Annotated in this window: 15 protein-coding genes; 9 read left to right on the forward strand and 6 right to left on the reverse strand. The window is 57.5% G+C overall.

The window, feature by feature from the left end; translation table 11 throughout:
• Positions 1-14: 14 nt before the first annotated feature.
• Positions 15-1,283 carry a site-specific integrase gene (locus AD668_RS15180; protein ID WP_082344484.1) on the reverse strand — a complete coding sequence of 423 codons (1,269 nt, stop codon included), beginning with the start codon at positions 1,281-1,283 and terminating at the stop codon, positions 15-17.
• Between the two features lie 154 nt (positions 1,284-1,437).
• Positions 1,438-2,352, reverse strand: a complete 915-nt coding sequence (locus AD668_RS15185) for a LysR family transcriptional regulator (protein ID WP_053160139.1) — start codon at positions 2,350-2,352, stop codon at positions 1,438-1,440.
• A gap of 269 nt (positions 2,353-2,621) precedes the next feature.
• On the opposite strand from AD668_RS15185, the gene AD668_RS15190 reads away from it, so the two are divergent.
• The 4 genes from AD668_RS15190 (at position 2,622) to pgm (ending at position 8,882) form a co-directional block, all read left to right on the forward strand.
• Positions 2,622-3,644: a zinc-dependent alcohol dehydrogenase family protein gene (locus AD668_RS15190; RefSeq protein ID WP_053160141.1), complete on the forward strand. Its 1,023-nt coding sequence runs from the start codon at positions 2,622-2,624 to the stop codon at positions 3,642-3,644.
• Between the two features lie 566 nt (positions 3,645-4,210).
• A complete protein-coding gene (locus AD668_RS15195; protein WP_053160143.1) occupies positions 4,211-5,683 on the forward strand; it encodes a hypothetical protein in 1,473 nt (490 codons plus the stop codon).
• 40 nt (positions 5,684-5,723) lie between these two features.
• Complete coding sequence (locus tag AD668_RS15200; RefSeq protein ID WP_053160416.1) at positions 5,724-7,124, forward strand: PLP-dependent aminotransferase family protein; 1,401 nt, start codon at positions 5,724-5,726, stop codon at positions 7,122-7,124.
• Between the two features lie 111 nt (positions 7,125-7,235).
• A complete protein-coding gene (gene pgm, locus AD668_RS15205; RefSeq protein WP_053160145.1) occupies positions 7,236-8,882 on the forward strand; it encodes a phosphoglucomutase (alpha-D-glucose-1,6-bisphosphate-dependent) in 1,647 nt (548 codons plus the stop codon).
• A gap of 146 nt (positions 8,883-9,028) precedes the next feature.
• On the opposite strand, the gene AD668_RS15210 is transcribed toward pgm, so the two are convergent.
• Complete coding sequence (locus AD668_RS15210; protein ID WP_053160148.1) at positions 9,029-9,724, reverse strand: pirin family protein; 696 nt, start codon at positions 9,722-9,724, stop codon at positions 9,029-9,031.
• A 278-nt stretch (positions 9,725-10,002) separates the two neighbouring features.
• Between AD668_RS15210 and AD668_RS15215 the strand changes: the two genes are divergently transcribed.
• On the forward strand, positions 10,003-12,477 hold the full coding sequence (locus tag AD668_RS15215; RefSeq protein ID WP_053160150.1) for a UvrD-helicase domain-containing protein: 2,475 nt from the start codon (positions 10,003-10,005) through the stop codon (positions 12,475-12,477).
• A gap of 138 nt (positions 12,478-12,615) precedes the next feature.
• Here the strand turns inward: AD668_RS15215 and AD668_RS15220 are convergent, their stop codons facing one another.
• Positions 12,616-12,888 carry a DUF1652 domain-containing protein gene (locus AD668_RS15220; RefSeq protein WP_053160419.1) on the reverse strand — a complete coding sequence of 91 codons (273 nt, stop codon included), beginning with the start codon at positions 12,886-12,888 and terminating at the stop codon, positions 12,616-12,618.
• A 260-nt stretch (positions 12,889-13,148) separates the two neighbouring features.
• Here AD668_RS15220 and AD668_RS15225 point away from each other — a divergent pair, with 260 nt between their 5' ends.
• Genes AD668_RS15225 through AD668_RS15240 form a run of 4 tightly spaced genes read left to right on the forward strand, consistent with a single transcriptional unit; the run spans position 13,149 to position 16,933 of the window.
• Positions 13,149-13,964, forward strand: coding sequence for an AraC family transcriptional regulator (locus AD668_RS15225; RefSeq protein WP_053160152.1), 816 nt, complete (start codon positions 13,149-13,151; stop codon positions 13,962-13,964).
• A 51-nt stretch (positions 13,965-14,015) separates the two neighbouring features.
• The gene (locus AD668_RS15230; RefSeq protein ID WP_053160153.1) at positions 14,016-15,422 is read left to right on the forward strand and encodes an FAD-binding oxidoreductase; all 1,407 of its coding nucleotides are present in this window, start codon (positions 14,016-14,018) and stop codon (positions 15,420-15,422) included.
• A 28-nt stretch (positions 15,423-15,450) separates the two neighbouring features.
• A complete protein-coding gene (locus AD668_RS15235; protein WP_053160156.1) occupies positions 15,451-15,792 on the forward strand; it encodes a cupin domain-containing protein in 342 nt (113 codons plus the stop codon).
• 55 nt (positions 15,793-15,847) lie between these two features.
• The gene (locus AD668_RS15240; RefSeq protein WP_053160157.1) at positions 15,848-16,933 is read left to right on the forward strand and encodes a polyamine ABC transporter substrate-binding protein; all 1,086 of its coding nucleotides are present in this window, start codon (positions 15,848-15,850) and stop codon (positions 16,931-16,933) included.
• A gap of 58 nt (positions 16,934-16,991) precedes the next feature.
• Here the strand turns inward: AD668_RS15240 and AD668_RS15245 are convergent, their stop codons facing one another.
• Complete coding sequence (locus AD668_RS15245) at positions 16,992-17,645, reverse strand: hypothetical protein (protein ID WP_053160159.1); 654 nt, start codon at positions 17,643-17,645, stop codon at positions 16,992-16,994.
• Positions 17,646-17,671: 26 nt separating this feature from the next.
• Positions 17,672-17,896 carry a YgdI/YgdR family lipoprotein gene (locus tag AD668_RS15250; protein ID WP_053160162.1) on the reverse strand — a complete coding sequence of 75 codons (225 nt, stop codon included), beginning with the start codon at positions 17,894-17,896 and terminating at the stop codon, positions 17,672-17,674.
• Positions 17,897-18,014 lie beyond the last annotated feature (118 nt).

The raw sequence follows: 18,014 nt of genomic DNA on the forward strand, positions 1-18,014 counted from the left end.
TCCGTTTAGCTCTTTTATGGGGCATCTAGCGAGGCTTTGTTGCGCAGTGTGTCGAGGTAGTCAGCCCATGTCTGGGCAGCTTCGCGGCGCTGTTTCAGGAGCTTCGCTCTCGCGTACGTCGCCCCGTGCGGTCCGGGCATCTTGTGCGACAGCATTAATTCGAGCACGACGAAATCAATTTCTAGTATCTCGTGTGCCAAAGTCCTGAACGTGCTTCGAAATCCGTGTGCCGAAATCTTGCCTGCCGGCCACAGCCGTTGGGCAGCTTTGAGTAGCGAGTCCGGGGTAATTGGTTTGCCGGGGTGAACAGGACTCGGGAACGCCCAACCTTCGCCCTTGGCATTCACTACACGGCCCTCATGAAGCTCACGCAGGATCGCGACGGCCTGTATCGGCAGCACCGCGATATGCTTCTCGGTGTTCAGGTGCTTGGTCTTGCTTATCACATAGCGCCAATCGGCCGTGTCGAGATCAACATCCTCCCAGCGCATGCTGGCAAGCTCGCCGGGCCTGGCGGGGATCAGTGCCAGCAGCCGCAATGCCTGGGGCACGCTCTCCTGCCCTAGGTCGGTCAGCCGCTGCAGGTAGTTGGCAAGATCTTCAGGCTTTTCGAGTGCTGCAGCGCTGGTCGCGGCGTGTTGGATTTTCAGTTCGTCGCTGGTGCTGATGGCGGGGTTTTGGGTGATCCAGCCGCGGCCGTGTGCAAATCCCAGGACGCCGCGCACAATGGTTCGGCATCGCTTGGCCATCGCTCCGCTGCCTTTGGAGGTGAGTTTGGTGAGCACATCAGCGACGTGCTCGAGCTTGATGTCGGCGACGGGCATTTTGCCAAGGGTAGGGTAGATGTGTTTGGCCAATGCCCCTCGAAACCCGGCAAGGGATTTATCGACGAGCTTGGGCGCCTTCTTCTCCAGCCATAATGCGGCGACGTGCTCGAAAGTGCGACCTACTTCCAATTGGTCAGCTTCGGCTTTGGCTTTTCGGGCTTTTGATGGGGCGATTCCCTTGTCTATAAGTTCTTTTGCTTTCCACGCAGCGTCTCGGGCTGCCACCAGTTTGATGGTTGGGTAGGTGCCGATGGCGTAGCGGTTTTCCTTTCCGTGCAGCCGGTACTTCAGGCGCCAAAGCTTCCCGCCAGCCTTGCTTACTTCCAAGTACATGCCTGGCACACCGGGTACGTTGTATCTCCCTGGAACCTTTAATCCTTTGATTTGAGTGTCACCAGTAACCGGTGGGTTCGGGGGCTTTTTTGGCGGGGTTGCGTGATCAGTATCGGCTGTCATTCTGGGGGCATCCACGGGGTGTGTAGTGCTGCATTGCCCCAATAATGCCCCCAGATGTCCCGGATTACAACGGAGGAAACTAGATAAGACAGGAGGTCTTCGGAGTGCCTTAGCCCTTTGGTTGCTGGGCTTTTAGGCCTCTAGGCCTTACCGGTTAAAGACTGTCCGGATCCCCGAAGAACATCTGAATCCGCGATCGCAACCAGCGCTCACCCGGATCGTTATCCTGTGATCCACGCCAGGCCATGTGCAGTTCAAAACTGCGCACCGGCAAGGGTGGATCCTCGGCACGAACACCGCCCGCGGCGGTCAGTGCATCGGCTGTGTAGTCTGGTACCGTGGCGACAATGTCCGTTCCGGCGAGTAAGGTACTCAATCCGTTGAACTGCGGCACGGCCAGTACCACGTGGCGTTTACGACCGAGCTTCTCCAGCTCTTCATCAATAAAACCGCTGAGGTCGCCGGCAAACGATACCAGTGCGTGGGGTCGTGCGCAGTAGTCATCCAGGCTCAATGGCCCCGGGACGGTGTCGGCCCGCAACAGTTTAGGCTGGCTGCGGCGCAGCACTTTGCGCTTGGCATTGGCCGGCAGGTCGGTGGTGTAACTGACACCGATGGAAATCTCCCCGGAAGCGAGCAGTCCTGGCATCAGGATGTAGTTGACTCGTCGCACTACCAGCACGATACCCGGTGACTCAGCGCGCAGGCGCTTGAGCAGCATCGGCAGCAGGGCGAATTCGACGTCGTCGGACAGTCCGATGCGAAACACTGCGGTACTGGTGGCCGGATCAAATTCGGCTGCCCGGCTGACCGCCGTGGAAATCGAATCCAGTGCCGGAGAGAGCAGGGCGAAGATTTCGATCGCCCGTGCAGACGGCTCCATGCTGCGGCCGGTGCGCACGAACAACGGGTCATCGAACAGACCGCGCAAGCGCGAGAGCGCTGCACTGATAGCGGGTTGGCCGAGAAAAAGTTTTTCCGCCGCGCGGGTCACGCTGCGTTCGTGCATCAATGTTTCGAAAACGATCAACAGGTTCAGGTCGACACGACGCAGGTCATTACGATTCATCTGGAGTCCTGGCAGAGTCAGCAAGCTTGACGTGGGCGGCCATATGAGAACAATGGCCAGCGGGAATCTTACGGGTAAAGGCTGGTACTCTGCACCGAGAAATTCAGATTTCCTACAAAGGCTACGTCGGATTCATACTGCATCTGGCGATGTTTCCGAAAGGGCGAAATCAATGACAGGCATGTCGACTATTAATAGCCACAGATAGTCTTGGGTTAAAAGCCCAGCTAGAGTTCATGGCATTAGAGGTTCAATTGGCGAGGTTTGCGATGTCCCGCACGATCCGTTTTCACAAGTTTGGTCCAGCCGAGGTGCTCAAATGCGAAGAGCATGCGGCCGCTCAGCCTGCACCGGGCGAAGTGCAGGTGCGCGTCGAGGCGATTGGCATCAGCTGGTATGACACATTGTGGCGCCAGAACCTGGCACCTTCCCATGCTCGTTTGCCTTCCGGTCTTGGCCAGGAAATGGCCGGCGTCGTCACTGCCGTGGGTCAAGGTGTTGAAGACCTGGCGGTCGGCGACAAGGTGGCCAGTTTCCCGGCCGAAAGCCCGAACGATTATCCTGTCTACGGCGAGCAGATTGTTCTGCCGCGCTCGGCCCTGACCCGTTACCCGGATGTGCTCAGTCCGATTGAAGCGAGCGTGCACTACACGCCGCTGTTGATCGCCTATTTCGCCTATACCGATCTGGCACGGGTCAAACCCGGGCAATTTGTCCTGGTCACCGACGCCAGTCACTGCGCGGGGCCTTCCTTCGTGCAACTGGGCAAAGCCCTGGGTGTACGGGTAATTGCCGCGACCAAGACAGCGCAAGAGCGCGAATACCTGCTGTCGCTCGGTGCCGAAAAGGTCATCGTCACCGAAGAGGAAGATCTGCTGATGCGGATCAACAAGATCACCGACAACCGCGGCGTGGATGTGGTGTTCGATGGTCTGGGCGGTCCGCAGATGTCGTTATTGGGTGACGTGCTCGCACCTCGCGGCAGCCTGGTGCTGTACGGCCTGCAGGGCGGTAATCAGACGCCGTTCCCGGCGTGCGCAGCGTTCCAGAAGAATATTCAGTTCTTCGTGCACTGCATCGGCAATTTTACCGGCAAGCCCGAACTAGGCATCATCCAGGATCAGGTCGCGTTGCAACGCGCCTTGCGTGACATCAACCAGATGACAGCTGATCGTGTGCTCCTGCCGCTCAAGACTCGGGTCTTCCCGTTTGCCGAGTTTGTCCAGGCGCATCGCTACATGGACGAATGCCCATGTCGTGAACGGGTTGCTCTCCAGGTCGAACCGGCGTAATCCATCCTCCCTGCGTTAAAAAAAGTCCGTGTACCACGGACTTTTTTGCATTTATCCCTCCGAAAACAAGCGCTCCTAACGGCATGATCTCAGTCGGTATCCACAACTGAACTGGTTTTTGCTCTCAATCTGTGGCTTCTAATCAGTCACTAAGCCCTGATAATTGAATGATTACTTTCATCTCAAGGAATGAGTCATGTCTGTGTGTCAGGCTGATACTTGTCTATGTGCGCCTTGGGTGCATTTATCAAAAAGAACATGTTGTTGCGTAGATACTGTAAGCGCGGCGATAACTGCTTTCCTTATTTCCTGTGTTAAACGTTTGTGGGACGTTGTGGGATATTTCCTAGGAGCGCCGGACAAACTAAATAAATGGTTTAAAAACAATGGCATAGGTCCGTTCTTGATGCTGTCTCCACAGGCCCACCAAGAATGCTCGAAAAAGATGCCATTGAATTCGAGTGCTAGTATTTGACCGTAATTTCCATGGCTTATAGCCGCGCAGTCCGCTCGTTGTGCGGGACTGTTGGTGCACTATAGAACTTACAAGTACCAGGTAAATAAAGATGACCAGCATTCATGATCAAGCGATGAACAATGTCTATCAACAGGTACTGCACAGATTGCTCGGATTTTTTTCTCGAGCCGAACGCACGGCATTGCAATTGTTGATCCAGCGCCTGGCGGTAGCGGCAGGGGGAATGGAAAACATCGGTGATTTCAAGGTGCTGGCGATCCAGACAGGAACTCGCGACAACTGTTATAGCCTGGCGCTGCTTCGGGCGGCTCAGTTGACGATCGCAACTCGTTCGCCTACGACATTCAAACTGCGCATCGCCTCATTGAGATTGAACGGGAACAGCGCGACGGCCCTGGAAAACATGCACCGCACCAACAGTGCATTGTTCATCTATGACGATCTTCGGGTTGAGGTGTTGATGGTGGATGATCGGGAGGTGTTGCCGTTCAATCATCAGGCACCGAATTCCAACGCCGGCACTGAGTCAAACCGGCTGAATCTGCTGTTGCTCGGCCATCGCCGACACTACAGCGAGGCGCTTGATGCCGGGCGTAGCGGCTATCTGGCCACTGGCGAGTTTTATGGGCAGATCGCTCGCTGGGAGGGGGGCGTCGATGCATTGCTCAGCAACGAAACGCCGCGCCAGCAGAAACAGTTTATCGACGGTTTGAATCGCGCCGCCATGACAGCGGGATTGGACTTGCCGGACATCGGCGAATTTGCAAACACGGGGCTGTTCACGTTGCTCGATGAACTGGGCAGTGACAGTTACCGCGAGTTCTACGCCGATCAGGATCGGGCGCAATGGCGTCCGGCAGAACGCTTTGAAACCTGTCGCCGCGCGACCTGCATTGATATTCACGACATGTTGGTCAGTCCCGCAGAAGAGCGCTGGCCCCTACTGAACGAGTTTCTTGGATTCCAGCCTGATGCACCGAGTGCCCAGATCAGAGACAACGAGTTCGTCAGCCTGGCGGTCGCGGCTCACCTGTGCGGATTGCAGGCCTGTTTGCAGCAAGGTCGCAGTTACGAGGCAGTGGTCGTCGAACACTTGAAGCGAGCCTTGGTGATGATGCGTCGCAAGCAGTTACCCGATCAGATGTGTGAACAATTGATCGAAGCCTTTGGCAATCCGGCAACGCTGGCACAGCAGCGTCAACGGACTACGGCTGATGCGCACAGGATCCTCGGTCTGAATGAAGCGCAGCTTGTTTGCCTGCTGTTTGCGCCGTTTATCGACAAGGGGGCCGGCCTCGAGCGCTTTTTACGACTGTGTCACCCGGGCATGCTGGTGGCCATGCCCGACCTGCACCGGGCCATGCAGGGGCATCCCGTCGCCGAACAGATCATGCAGTGGATGGTTGAAGTCAGCGGGCTGCCGGTCAGCTTGATCGGCAGACTGTATCGAATGGAGTTGGTGCCCGATATTCCGGGCGAGAGGACCGAAACGGCCAGTGACGGCGCGGATTCTCCAGAAGCCGGTATCGCTATGGCAGATGAATGGTCTGTGGGTCGTTGACAGTGCGTGGGTTGCGCGGATGCGCGATTGGCCGGTGGCGATGAAGGGTCCACGAGACGCCGATTTCGCCTATCAGGCGGTCTACCGATACCTCACCACTCTGATCAACGAGTCCTTCGGGCATGGACGTTTGCGTTTGCCCTCGTTGAGGCGCCTGGCGATTCGCCTTAATGTGTCGATCTCGACCATCCAGTACGCGTATGCGTTGCTGGAAAAAGAAGGGCGGGTCTATTCCGTGGCCAAGTCTGGCTATTTCGCGGTACCGGCGTCCTCGATCGACTTGATGCACAGCAGCAACGACTTGCTCGAAACCGTCTACGTCAATGCCCGACGTCCGGGGGTGCTGGTCCTGAGTGCCGATGAGCCTGCTTTGTTGCAGCCGCTCGACAGTCCCTTGCTGCTGCTGGAGCGTGAACTGCTGCGTCAATACCCGCGCCAGTCGCTACCATTCGCGCAACCCTATGGTGAACTGGAATTGCGCACCGCCCTGGCGGCACGCTACACCACGTCGCCGGTTCGATGCTGGCATGCCGATGACGTTTTCGTCGGCGCCGACCTTCGAGGTGTGCTGGAAATAATCATCGCTGTATTGGGTTTGAACGACGCGGCAGTGGTGGTCGAATCGCCGTGCGACTGGGCAATATTGCGCTTGTTCCAAGCCTCTTGCGTGCGGGTGATCGAGTTGCCAGTGATGGCAAACAGTTGTCTGGACTTCGAACGGCTCAAGATGTTGCTGGAAACCGAATCGGTTCGGTTGGTCATGGTGTCCTCGGGCTTGAACATGCCGCGCGGCAGCCTGGCGCCAGATGACAACCGCCAGGCCATCGCTCGATTGCTGGCACAACACGGCAGTTGGGTACTGGAGAACGACTGCTATGGGGAACTGGCCTTTGAGGCGGGTCGCCCGCGGTTTCGCGATCTGCTCGCCCCGGAACGCCTGATGGTGTTTTCCTCATTCGAGAAAATCATCGGCCCGGAAGCGCCTTTCGGGTATCTGCTTTCCAGGCATTTCAGCGCGCAACTGCAACGGCAGTTCATGTTGCGTTCTTTCCGCCTGTCACCGATCCGCCAGAAAGCCATTGCCCGGTTGTACAGCAATGGCCGAATCGATCAACACCTGCAAGTACTGCGACGACTGCTCAAGGAGCGAAAGGGGCAGATGACCCAGTTGTTGCGCGAGCGCCTGGGTGACGCCTTGCACGTCGTCGAACCTCAGGGCGGCGCAACCGTATGGGTACGCTCGCTGCGCCGGGTGAATGTTCGCCGGGTGTTTCAGCGCCTGTTGACGCAGGATGTGGTCATTGCTCCAGGCGAACTGTTCAGCCTTCAGGGGTTGCACGCGCAGAATCTGCGGTTGAGTCACACCTTCGGTGGAGAATATGACCTCGCTGCCGCCTTGGGTTTACTGGGCGATGCGCTGCGTCTGGAGGCGATGGACTGAGGAGGGCGCAATGACAACTTCTAACGTCCTGGATCGATCCCATCGCGTTGTGGTCAAACTGCCAGTAAACTGCGCCCCAACTCTTGAACCACTCGATCCCAGAGGTTTTGCATGACACTCAGTCCTTTTGCGGGCAAACCGGCACCGGCAGAATTGTTGGTCGACATCCCGCGACTGGTAACGGCCTATTATACCGGCCAGCCTGATGCCGCCATATCGACCCAGCGCGTTGCGTTCGGCACCTCCGGGCACCGTGGCAGCTCGTTCGACCTGAGTTTCAATGAATGGCACGTTCTGGCCATCAGCCAGGCTATTTGCCTGTATCGCGAGGCTCAAGGTGTTGATGGCCCACTGTTTGTCGGTATCGACACCCATGCGCTGTCCACTCCGGCCGGTGCCAGTGCCCTCGAAGTGCTGGCGGCCAACGGCGTGACGGTGATGATTGCCGAAGGTGACGAATACACCCCGACGCCGGCAGTCTCCCACGCGATCCTTTGCTACAACCGTGGACGCACCACCGGCCTGGCCGATGGCATTGTCATCACACCGTCCCATAACCCGCCGCAAAGCGGAGGCTACAAGTACAACCCCACCAATGGCGGCCCGGCCGATACCCACATCACCAAGTGGATCGAGACAAAGGCCAATGAACTGCTGGCCAACAAGCTCGCTGGGGTCAAACGCATCAGTTACGAGCAGGCGCTGAAGGCGAGCACGACTCATCGTCACGACTACGTGAACACCTATGTGGCCGATCTGATCAACGTGATCGACTTCGATGCGATCCGCGACGCCAAGTTGCGACTGGGCGTCGATCCGCTGGGTGGAGCAGGGGTTCGCTACTGGTCGGCGATTGCCGAACATTACCGTCTGGACCTGGACGTGGTGAACAAAGAAGTCGATTCGACCTTCCGGTTCATGACCGTCGACTGGGACGGTCAGATCCGCATGGACCCATCGTCCAGCCATGCCATGCAAGGCCTGATCGGTCTGAAGTCGCGCTTCGATGTGGCGTTTGCCTGTGACCCGGATCATGACCGTCACGGCATCGTGACCCCGTCCGGTGGCTTGTTGGCGCCGAACAACTACCTCGCCGTTTGCATCGATTACCTGTTCCAGAATCGCCCGCAATGGCGTGCCGATGCTGCCGTGGGTAAAACCGTGGTCAGCAGTGGCTTGATCGATCGTGTGGCCAAGCGTCTGGGGCGTCGTCTGTACGAGGTACCGGTTGGCTTCAAATGGTTTGCCGATGGCCTGTTCGACGGTTCTCTTGGTTTTGGCGGCGAAGAAAGCGCCGGCGCATCGTTCCTGCGCAAGGACGGTAGTGTCTGGTGTACCGATAAGGACGGGCTGATCCCGGCACTGCTGGCCGCAGAGATGACCGCCCGCACCGGTCGTGATCCGAGTCAGGCCTACCGCGCTTTGACCGATGAATTGGGCGAACCGTTCTCTGTACGAGTCGATGCCAAGGCCAATCCTGAACAAAAGGCTCTGTTGAGCAAGCTGTCGCCGCAGCAGGTGACCTCGACCGAACTGGCCGGAGAAACGATCCAGAGCATCCTCAGCCATGCGCCAGGCAACGACCAGGCGATTGGCGGTTTGAAGGTCATGACCGAAAACGGCTGGTTCGCGGCACGTCCATCGGGCACGGAAGACATCTACAAGATCTATGCCGAGAGCTTTGTCAGCGACGATCACCTCAAACAGTTGGTGGCTGAAGCGCAAACGCTCGTGGATGGCGCCATTTCTGCGAAGTAAATGAAGGCCCCTTCGCTGGCAAGCCAGCTCCTACAGGGAATGCTGACTCTGTAGGGGCGGGCTTGCCAGCGAAGACGTGAGTACCGTCGCCAAAAAAAAGGGGGCAACCATGGTGGTTGCCCCTTTTTTATCTCGCTGTCACCAACTCAAGCCAGATCCACCAAAACAATCTCACTGTCCTCAATCGCGGTGACTCGCAATACGGGTTCGTCAGCAACCGCGACACCGTCTCGAGCTTGTGCACGCAAGCCATTGACTTCAATGATGCCCGTGGCCGGAACGAGATAGGCACGACGACCATTGTCCAGACGGTACTCGGCCGACTCCCCAGCCTTCAGGTTCGCTGCCACCAATCGCGCATCGGCACGAATCCGCAGGCTTTGATCGTCACCGTGCTTGCCGCTCGCCAGGGTTACGAAACCTTCGCGCTCACCTTTCGGGAATGGTTTGGCACCCCAGGACGGCGCCAGGCCGGACTCGTTTGGAATGATCCAGATTTGAAAAATTCGCGTCTCGGTCGATTCAAGGTTGTATTCGCTATGGGCGATCCCGGTGCCGGCGCTCATGACCTGAACGTCACCCGCCTCGGTACGGCCCTTGTTGCCAAGGTTATCCTGGTGGGTAATTGCGCCTTCGCGGACATAGGTGATGATTTCCATGTCCCGGTGCGGGTGCTGCGGGAATCCGGTGCCTGGGGCAATCACATCGTCGTTCCATACCCGCAGGTTGCCCCAGTTCATGCGCGTTGGGTCGTAGTACTCGGCGAACGAAAAATGGTGGTGGGCATCCAACCAGCCATGGTGAGCGCCACCGAGGGAGTTGAAGGGTCTGAGTTCAAGCATGATCGTCTCCTGAAAGGTTCGTCATGGGGCAAAGCGCGTGAGCCACGAAGCGAGACCGGTGGTTGATGACGGCCATCATCCATCAGTAATTCATCGATAAAAAGCGTAAAAAGTGCGGCATTATCATCGAATAAATAGATGTATAGAGGTTTCAAAAAACTCTCATACAGCATTCAATTCATCGCATAAGCCAATGAGCTATAAGCATTTCACTAGAACTCAACGGCAAATGCAGACACCATAGCGCCCAACAGCCTCACACCCTGGAGTCAGTCCGCGTGCCGCAACACACCTCCGATCTTCCTCCTGAACTTCGTCCCCTGGGCGAGATGCCGCTGATCAAGCGCATGCTGGCCCGTTTCTTCGGTTACAGTCTCACGCGCTTGCATGCCCAGCACCGCGCATCGTGGTTGCACGGTCAGGCCGACGGCTTCCGCAGTGGTCACAGCGCTGGTGTGGATTACGGCTACAAGGAAGGCCGGCTCGAAGGTCTGGAGGAGGGTCGACAAGTCCTGCTGATCCGAGACTCGCGCAGCACCGAGCATCGTGCGCCCAATGTCGATGACCTGTTGTTCGACGATTGGCGCCTGCCATTGAGCGCCGAACTGAAGAAACGCATGAAAGCCGATGTCGCGCGCCTGCTCGCGTCACACGCACAACCCAGCGCTGCGCAGTGGAAGATGATCTTCAGCGATACACCGTCCACCTCGGTCATCGCCGGTGCCGGCGCGGGCAAATCGACCACGCTGGTACTGCGTATATTGCTCCTGACCCATTACCTGGGCTTTGAGCTGAGTTCGATGACGGTCGTGACGTTCACCCGAGAGTCGCGCAAGGACTTCATCAATAAGCTGATCGAACTGTTTGCGCTCTGGGAGCGGGCGATCAGCTTCAAGGAAGCGCGTGATCTGGTGCGCACTTTCCACTCGCGGATTCTGCCGATGGTAAGAAGCTTGCCGGGCTTCGAGCGGCTGCAAGCCTTCGAGAACCTCAGCGTTCGAACCCAAATTAGTGATGAAGAGGTCGACAGCAATCCGTTCGACCTGCGTATCAATGACGCTCAGCGCCAGCAGCTCAATGCCTGTTATCACCGTCTACATAGCAGGGACGAGCGTTTTCGCGAGCTGATCAAACCGATGTCCCGCCATGCGTTGCAGCTCAAAGAGCTGGAGCGTGATCACCCGGATGTGCAAAAGCGGATTGGCGTCACGGAGTTGGCTGCCAGGCGTGATGAAGAACTGTGCGATGTCGTCGAAGATTTGTGGTTGCGTGCTGGCGCGTGGCCAATCAAAGGCATCGAGCCCAACCGCCAATCGTTCGAGATCAACGGCGCGAAATTTCATTGTCACGGTTACATTCCGTCACTGGATGTCTGGGTGGTACTGGGTTTCGATCCGCGGGAAAATCCCCAGGTCACGCGCCCAAATGCCAAGCTGACAGTGCGCGCAGAATGGGCAGTCAAGCGAACCCTATTTCAAGCTTTCTGTCGTAAGCCATTGATATGGCTTGATAGTTACGAATCATCTGACCGTCTTTTAGCTTCACTGGCTGGTGACGCCAGTGCAGGGCCGGGCTTCGATTACAAGGTCAAGGGCGAGCTAGCATCTGCACCCTTGCTGGACTGTTTCGTCGCCGCCGCCGGGTTTATCGAAAACCTGGGACTGGACGTGCCCGCTGCAGTGGGGCAGATGAGCTTTGCCAAAGACGATCCTGACCGGTTTTTCTTCGAAGCCTTGAGTCTCTACTGGAGGGCACTGGAAGATCATTTGCTTGATCAGAAACCGCCTGTCATGACGTACAACCGCATGTTCGCGTTGTTCAGCGAGCACTCCCCGGAAAACCTCAAGCTTTTGAGCGATGAACTGCTTAGACCATTGTCACACTTGATGATCGACGAATTTCAGGACGTATCGCCACAAATCGTCTCCTGGATCAGGGCGAGCCTGGCGGAGATCCGTCGTCGTGGGCCGGCGATGCATGTCGGTCGGGGTGCCCAGCGCTCGTCGTTGTTGTGCGTGGGGGATGACTGGCAATCCATCTACGGTTGGCGCGGCAGTTCTCCGACGTATTTCATGGAGTTCAACAAGGAGTTCCCGTCGCCGAGTACCACCAAGGTGATGCTCAGTGATAACTACCGCAGTCACCAGCACATCATCGATGCCGCCGAGCATATTGTTCGTGCAGCGCCCGCGATTGCCGGGAAAAAGGCCAAGGCCAGTGGCGAGCCCAAGGCGCTGCTGCCGGTGAATGTGCTTGATCGGGATGACCAAGGCATGGCTCAGCGTCTGATGGAGCACTACAGGAAGGGAGATTCAATCTTAATGCTTTATCGAAAAAGTAGCGATAAGTCATTGATAGAACAGCATATTCAGCCTGTAGTTAATGTGGATTCTAGCTTGCCCTTTGAGTCTCGAAGGTTGAAGCAGTTGACCTACCACAGCGCCAAGGGCCTTCAGGCCGACGCGGTGTTTCTGCTCGGCGATTGCCAGCACCTGACCAGTTCGCCCTACAAAAATCAGGTTTACCGCATGGCGGGTCTGGGGAAGGCTGGCGACAGTGAAGCATACGACAACGCCCAAAAGGACGAAATCCTGCGACTGGCCTACGTTGGTATTACCCGGGCAGTCAGTCATTGTTATTGGTACGTCGATTCACAGGACAATCAGGCCGCCAACATGCCCAAGGCGTCTGACCGGGTTGGAAAGGGCAAGGCGTATTTTGCCGATCATCGGCAGGGCAAGGTGTCGGGGTGAACCGCTAAAGATCGCAGCCTTCGGCAGCTCCTACGGGGGGGTAGGTACAATCCGCGTAGGAGCTGCCGAAGGCTGCGATCCTTGCGCGGGATAATAAAAAACCCACATCAAGTGGGTTTTTTATTGAAAAGTCAGTCCTCAGGCATAGCTCCTAAGCGCCTGCGGAGGAATGAACGCTTCGAGTTCGTCCTCCACCGCTTCAATTATTCGCTCCACGTCCGCGGCATTCATGACTGTCGCGCAAGGAATTCCGGCAATGGCGATCATGGTCTCGCCAGTGGCTCGGTCAAACAGTCGGGCAATCATGCTGCCCGGCGCATCCATGTTCGCCTCGAATCCCATGGGATGAAAATGCCAGCGCATCAGTTGACAGGCGTTTGGAAACGTGACCTTACTGAACCCTTTATTCATGTGTTGCCCACCTTCCTCATCGAGCGCTTCCTTTAGCCCATGCCAGGGGGGAAGAACCTTCATTGGTTCAACCAGTGACAGTCTTTTAAAGTAGCACCGGTGTGTGAAAAAAATGTGGAATTTTCAGGCCGTTTGGCGATTGCTGCGATTTTTTTGATGCAGGTCACGCTATCACGGCACTACGCAGCCACAGACCTCTGTTTAGTCGTTGAAGCCGTGGCGGAACTTGGGCAAGCTCGACTTTTTCCGTTGAGACCCTTATGCACGCCGATGATGATGGCCCCCTGCAAACCCAGGCGACGGGCGAAACGGTCATGCGCTACCACTTGCGCTGGAAGCACCGCGACCTGGACGGTGTCATGGCGCTCTATCACCCTGACATCCAGTACAACGACTTTTTTCAGAATCGCGTCATGGGCCTGAGCGATTTGCGCGAATACGTACGCAACAGCATGCCACGCGACCCGGACGAAGCGCTGGAGCACTCCGACCGTATTCGGCTGGATGGCAACACCGCCTTCATTCAGTACCGAATTACCTTGCGCGGCGGTGAAGGGCTGGTGTCGTTCCGCGCCAGCGAGGCGATCACCGTCAAGGACGGGCTGATCTGGCGGGTCAATGAGTACGCTTCTCTCGTACATGAACAACCGGTCAGCAAGCACACCAGCAATCAGCGTCCGGCCGTCAGCCGACTGGGCTTGTCGCCGCGCCAACTGAGTTTCATGGCGGACGATCTGCAGCAATATTTCCAGCGCCAGCAACCCTATCTTGATCCAGACCTCGACCTGCAGCGGGTGGCGAAGGAGTGCGGTTACAGCCGTAATCAGATTTCCTATCTGCTCAATCAGGTGCTGGGCCAGAGCTTTTACCGCTACGTCAACCAGGCGCGTTTGCAACATTTGCTCGCGGCGCTGGATGCCGCAACGCCGCCGTTGCGTATCGATGACCTGGCCTTCGCGGCGGGTTTCAATTCGCTCTCGGCGTTTTACAGCTGCTTTCGTCAGCACACCGGTCAGTCACCCAAGGCTTACGTGAAACAAATTTCTTTGCGTGCACGCGCGCAAGACAGTGACTGAAGCCACGCACTAGGATCAACGCCATCGAAGTTTCAGGTGACGGAGTCTTGCATGTCGGCGTGGCGCACTATCAGTTTGTGGATGGACCAGCTCGACGAGCCCTTGCTGGCGCGACCGGCGCTGGAACAGGATCTGGATGTCGACGTCGCGATCATCGGCGCGGGCTACACCGGTCTTTGGACAGCGTACTATCTCAAGCGCCAGGCACCAGGCCTGAGCATTGCCATCGTTGAAGCGCAAACCGCCGGGTTCGGCGCGTCAGGACGCAACGGCGGCTGGCTGATGGGAAACTTGCTGGGTGAGGATCGCCTGCTTGCCGGTTTATCACCGCAGGATCGCCGGGCTTCCTACGACTTGTTGCACAGCATTCCCGATGAAGTAGAACTTGTCATCGAACGTGAAGGCATCGACTGCGACTATCGCAAAGGTGGTGCGCTGTATTGCGCAGCTCGCTATCCCGAGCAGGAAGTCAGCCTGCGCCACTACCTGGATGATCTTTATCGCCAGGGCCTCAACGAAAGCGATTACCGCTGGCTCAGCCCCGAGCAACTGGCACAACAGATTCGGATCGCCAAACCCTATGGCGGTATCTACGCACCACACGTCGCGACCCTTCACCCCGCCAAATTGGTGCGCGGACTGGCGCAAACGGTGGAACGCCTGGGAGTCAGGATCTACGAAAACAGCCCGGTCACCCATTGGCAGTCAGGCAGCCTGCGCACGGCAAAAGCCTCGGTGCGCAGTCGCTGGGTAGTGCCGGCGGTCGAAGGTTACTCCGTCACTTTGCCGCCGCTGGGGCGTTATCAGTTGCCGGTGCAGAGCCTGATCGTCGCGACTGAACCGCTGTCGGCCGCGACTTGGGACGAAATCGGCCTGAGCCGCGGTCAGGCATTCAGCGAAGCCAGTCGACAGGTGACGTATGGGCAGCGCACGGCAGACAACCGTTTGATTTTTGGTGCCCGGGGTGGCTATCAATTTGCTGGCAAGCTTCGTCACGACTTTGACCTGAGCACCGACGAAAAAGAACTGCGCCGCTATCTGTTCGGCGAATTGTTCCCGCAACTGAAGAACGTGCAGATCACCCATGCCTGGGGCGGTAACCTCGGTATGTCCCGGCGTTTCAAACCGCACATGCTTTGCGACCGGGCCAACGGCATCGCCTTGTCCGGTGGTTATGGAGGGGAGGGTGTCGGGGCCAGTAATCTCGGTGGACGCACCCTGGCCGACCTGATTCTCGAGCAGGACAGCGAGCTGGTTCGTCAGCCGTGGGTCATCCCCGAGGGTGGTCTCGACGCACTCAGGACCTGGGAGCCGGAGCCCGTGCGCTGGCTCGGCTACAACGCGATCATCCGCAGCTTTGTCCACGAAGACCAGACCCTGGCCAACCCGGCTACCGCACCGTGGCGGCGCAAGCTGGCCAGCGGCGTCGCGGGCTTCATGGAAGGCTTCATGCACTAAACGGTTTAATTTCTCGACAGGTATTGCCATGAGCATCACGCAATTCAAGAACACCGCCACCCTGAAACTGGAAGAATCGAACCCCGTCGCCGTACCGCTCGGCACGCCTGTGGCTGTGGCCTCGACCACTAGCGTCGAACGCGACGACGGCGTCGAAACCGGCGTCTGGGAATGCACTCCGGGGCGCTGGCGGCGGCAGATCGTCGCCCAGGAATTCTGCCACTTCATTCAAGGTCGCTGCACCTTCACCCCTGATGGCGGGGAGCCGCTGGTTATCGAAGCAGGCGACGCGCTGATGTTGCCGGCCAACAGCCTCGGCATCTGGGATATCCAGGAAACCGTGCGCAAGACCTACGTCCTGATTTTTTGATTTTTTGATCTTTTGATTGCCTGCCAATAACAACAACCCCTTCAGGAATCGACTCATGATCCGAAAGACACTGACACTGGCCCCATTGATGCTGGCTGCCTCCATCAGTCAAGCGGCCGAAAACGTCAAGATCTACAACTGGTCGGACTACATCGCGCCAGACACCACGAAAAACTTCCAGAAAGAAACCGGCATCGCCTTCACCTACGACGTCTACGACAGCAACGAAACCCTCGATGGCAAATTGATGACCGGCAAATCCGGTTACGACGTTGTGTTCCCGTCCAACCACTTCATGGCCCGACAGATTGAAGGCGGGGCGCTGAAGAAACTCGACAAGAGCCAATTGCCGAACTGGAAGAACCTCAACCCGGTGTTGCTCAAGGCGTTGCAGGCCAACGATCCGGGTAACGAGCACGGCTTCCCGTACCTGTGGGGCAGCACCGGCATCGGTTACAACATTGCCAAAGTCAAAGCGGTGCTGGGCGACAACGCACCGGTGGATTCCTGGGACCTGATCTTCAAGCCCGAGAACATGGAGAAACTGCAGAAGTGTGGCGTAGCGATCCTCGACAACGGCCCGGAACTGCTGCCCGCCGCGCTGAACTATCTGGGATTGCCACATCACAGCAAAAAACCGGAAGACTATAAAAAGGCTGAAGCCCTGCTGATGAAAGTGCGGCCGTATGTCAGCTATTTCCATTCGTCCAAGTACACCAGTGACTTGGCCAACGGTGACATTTGCGTGGCGGTCGGGTTCTCCGGCGATATCCTGCAAGCGGAAAACCGCGCCAAGGAAGCCAAAAACGGCATCGAGATCGGTTATGCGATTCCCAAGGAAGGCGCAGCGATCTGGTTCGACATGGTCGCCATGCCGGTTGACGCACCGGACGAAAAGGCCGGGTACGCGTTTATGAACTACCTGCTGCGCCCGGACGTCATGGCCGATGTCAGCAACTACGTGCACTACGCCAATGGCAACGAACAGGCGGACAGCCTGATCGACCCGGCGATCAAGAATGACACCAAGGTGTATCCAAGTCCGGAAATGATGGGCAAGTTGTTTGCGCTTGAGGCGATGCCGCTGAATATCGACCGGGTTCGTACGCGGGTTTGGAACAAGATTCGCACAGGTAGCTGAAACGCTATATCAGTCTGTAGGGACAGGACGTCCCGTTGTTACTGGCGCTGAAATTCGATCAGCCCGTGGGCTCGACCGTACAACTCATCGGCCTTGAGCCGGGTATCTGCAACAGTACGTCGCTGCCGTTCTGCCAGAAACTGTAAATGCCCCTGGCATCCTTCCCCGTGAACTGGCCACCCGGGTCGCCGGGTGCCTGGGCAAGGGCGATCGAGTTGTTCGCCCATGCCAAAAACACCACGCCCGGTTGGACCGTAAAGAATGTCGCTGCAACGAGAGCGTTCAAACCTGCGCAACGGAAGGCCAGGGGACCCTCGGTTAGCCTGCTGGGGTCCTTGGTTCGCGCAATGGCCGAACCCTGGCGCAGTTTATGGGCCCGCTCGGCATAACTGCGAATCGTACAAGCCTTGGGATCTGCCTCGAAACCGCACTGGTTGCGGGTAGCAATCCAGAACCGCTGATCTACCTCAACCTTGTCCGGTGGCGGTACGGAACGTTGGTCCGTGAGCGCCAGGAGATAAAGGCGCGACAGTTCGAGATCCATCTGTGCCAGTCGAGCGTCCTGGCACACAAGCTTTTCCACGGGTAATCGGGCCGTGGCGCAGTCGAAACTGGTCTTGAAGGTGGGCGCAGGCTTGGCGGCTACCGCACAAAGGCTCACTGTCGCGCACGCTGTGGCGGCGAGGAGGGAGGCCAAAAATGGCTTTATCATTTGGGCTTCACCTGCGTCCCGTAGCCTCATTCTTCCGGCCGAATCGTGGCCACTTCATCGGCCCGGACTTTTACGTTCGCGCCGGAAATATCCTCGAACTCGTAAAAGCCGTCCTTGGTCTTGGTTTTCGGGATGTCCTTGGTCAAATACTGGGTGCCGTTCTGCAGGGTCACGACGGTGGGTGTCGAGCATCCGGCCAGTGCCAGAAAAGCCGCTACCGCCAAGGGCAAGCCCAGAGTCTTGATGTTCATGTTCACCTCGCATGCGTTAAGGAAACAGCGGGATCGGTCCGATCCGCTGCACCGCTATCGCGATTGGTGCGGCGGATTGGCAGAAAGTTCTACCGTCCTGAAAATATAGCGGACTGTG

The sequence above is a fragment of the Pseudomonas sp. P1.8 genome, from assembly GCF_001269805.1.
Classification (GTDB): domain Bacteria; phylum Pseudomonadota; class Gammaproteobacteria; order Pseudomonadales; family Pseudomonadaceae; genus Aquipseudomonas.

What these genes read in the sequence shown, in the direction of transcription:
- AD668_RS15180 (WP_082344484.1), bottom strand. Translation starts at nt 1,283, where the DNA reads ATGACAGCCGATACTGATCACGCAACCCCGCCAAAAAAGCCCCCGAAC.
- AD668_RS15185 (WP_053160139.1), bottom strand. Translation starts at nt 2,352, where the DNA reads ATGAATCGTAATGACCTGCGTCGTGTCGACCTGAACCTGTTGATCGTT.
- AD668_RS15190 (WP_053160141.1), top strand. Translation starts at nt 2,622, where the DNA reads ATGTCCCGCACGATCCGTTTTCACAAGTTTGGTCCAGCCGAGGTGCTC.
- AD668_RS15195 (WP_053160143.1), top strand. Translation starts at nt 4,211, where the DNA reads ATGACCAGCATTCATGATCAAGCGATGAACAATGTCTATCAACAGGTA.
- AD668_RS15200 (WP_053160416.1), top strand. Translation starts at nt 5,724, where the DNA reads ATGAAGGGTCCACGAGACGCCGATTTCGCCTATCAGGCGGTCTACCGA.
- pgm (WP_053160145.1), top strand. Translation starts at nt 7,236, where the DNA reads ATGACACTCAGTCCTTTTGCGGGCAAACCGGCACCGGCAGAATTGTTG.
- AD668_RS15210 (WP_053160148.1), bottom strand. Translation starts at nt 9,724, where the DNA reads ATGCTTGAACTCAGACCCTTCAACTCCCTCGGTGGCGCTCACCATGGC.
- AD668_RS15220 (WP_053160419.1), bottom strand. Translation starts at nt 12,888, where the DNA reads ATGAATAAAGGGTTCAGTAAGGTCACGTTTCCAAACGCCTGTCAACTG.
- AD668_RS15225 (WP_053160152.1), top strand. Translation starts at nt 13,149, where the DNA reads ATGCACGCCGATGATGATGGCCCCCTGCAAACCCAGGCGACGGGCGAA.
- AD668_RS15230 (WP_053160153.1), top strand. Translation starts at nt 14,016, where the DNA reads ATGTCGGCGTGGCGCACTATCAGTTTGTGGATGGACCAGCTCGACGAG.
- AD668_RS15235 (WP_053160156.1), top strand. Translation starts at nt 15,451, where the DNA reads ATGAGCATCACGCAATTCAAGAACACCGCCACCCTGAAACTGGAAGAA.
- AD668_RS15240 (WP_053160157.1), top strand. Translation starts at nt 15,848, where the DNA reads ATGATCCGAAAGACACTGACACTGGCCCCATTGATGCTGGCTGCCTCC.
- AD668_RS15245 (WP_053160159.1), bottom strand. Translation starts at nt 17,645, where the DNA reads ATGATAAAGCCATTTTTGGCCTCCCTCCTCGCCGCCACAGCGTGCGCG.
- AD668_RS15250 (WP_053160162.1), bottom strand. Translation starts at nt 17,896, where the DNA reads ATGAACATCAAGACTCTGGGCTTGCCCTTGGCGGTAGCGGCTTTTCTG.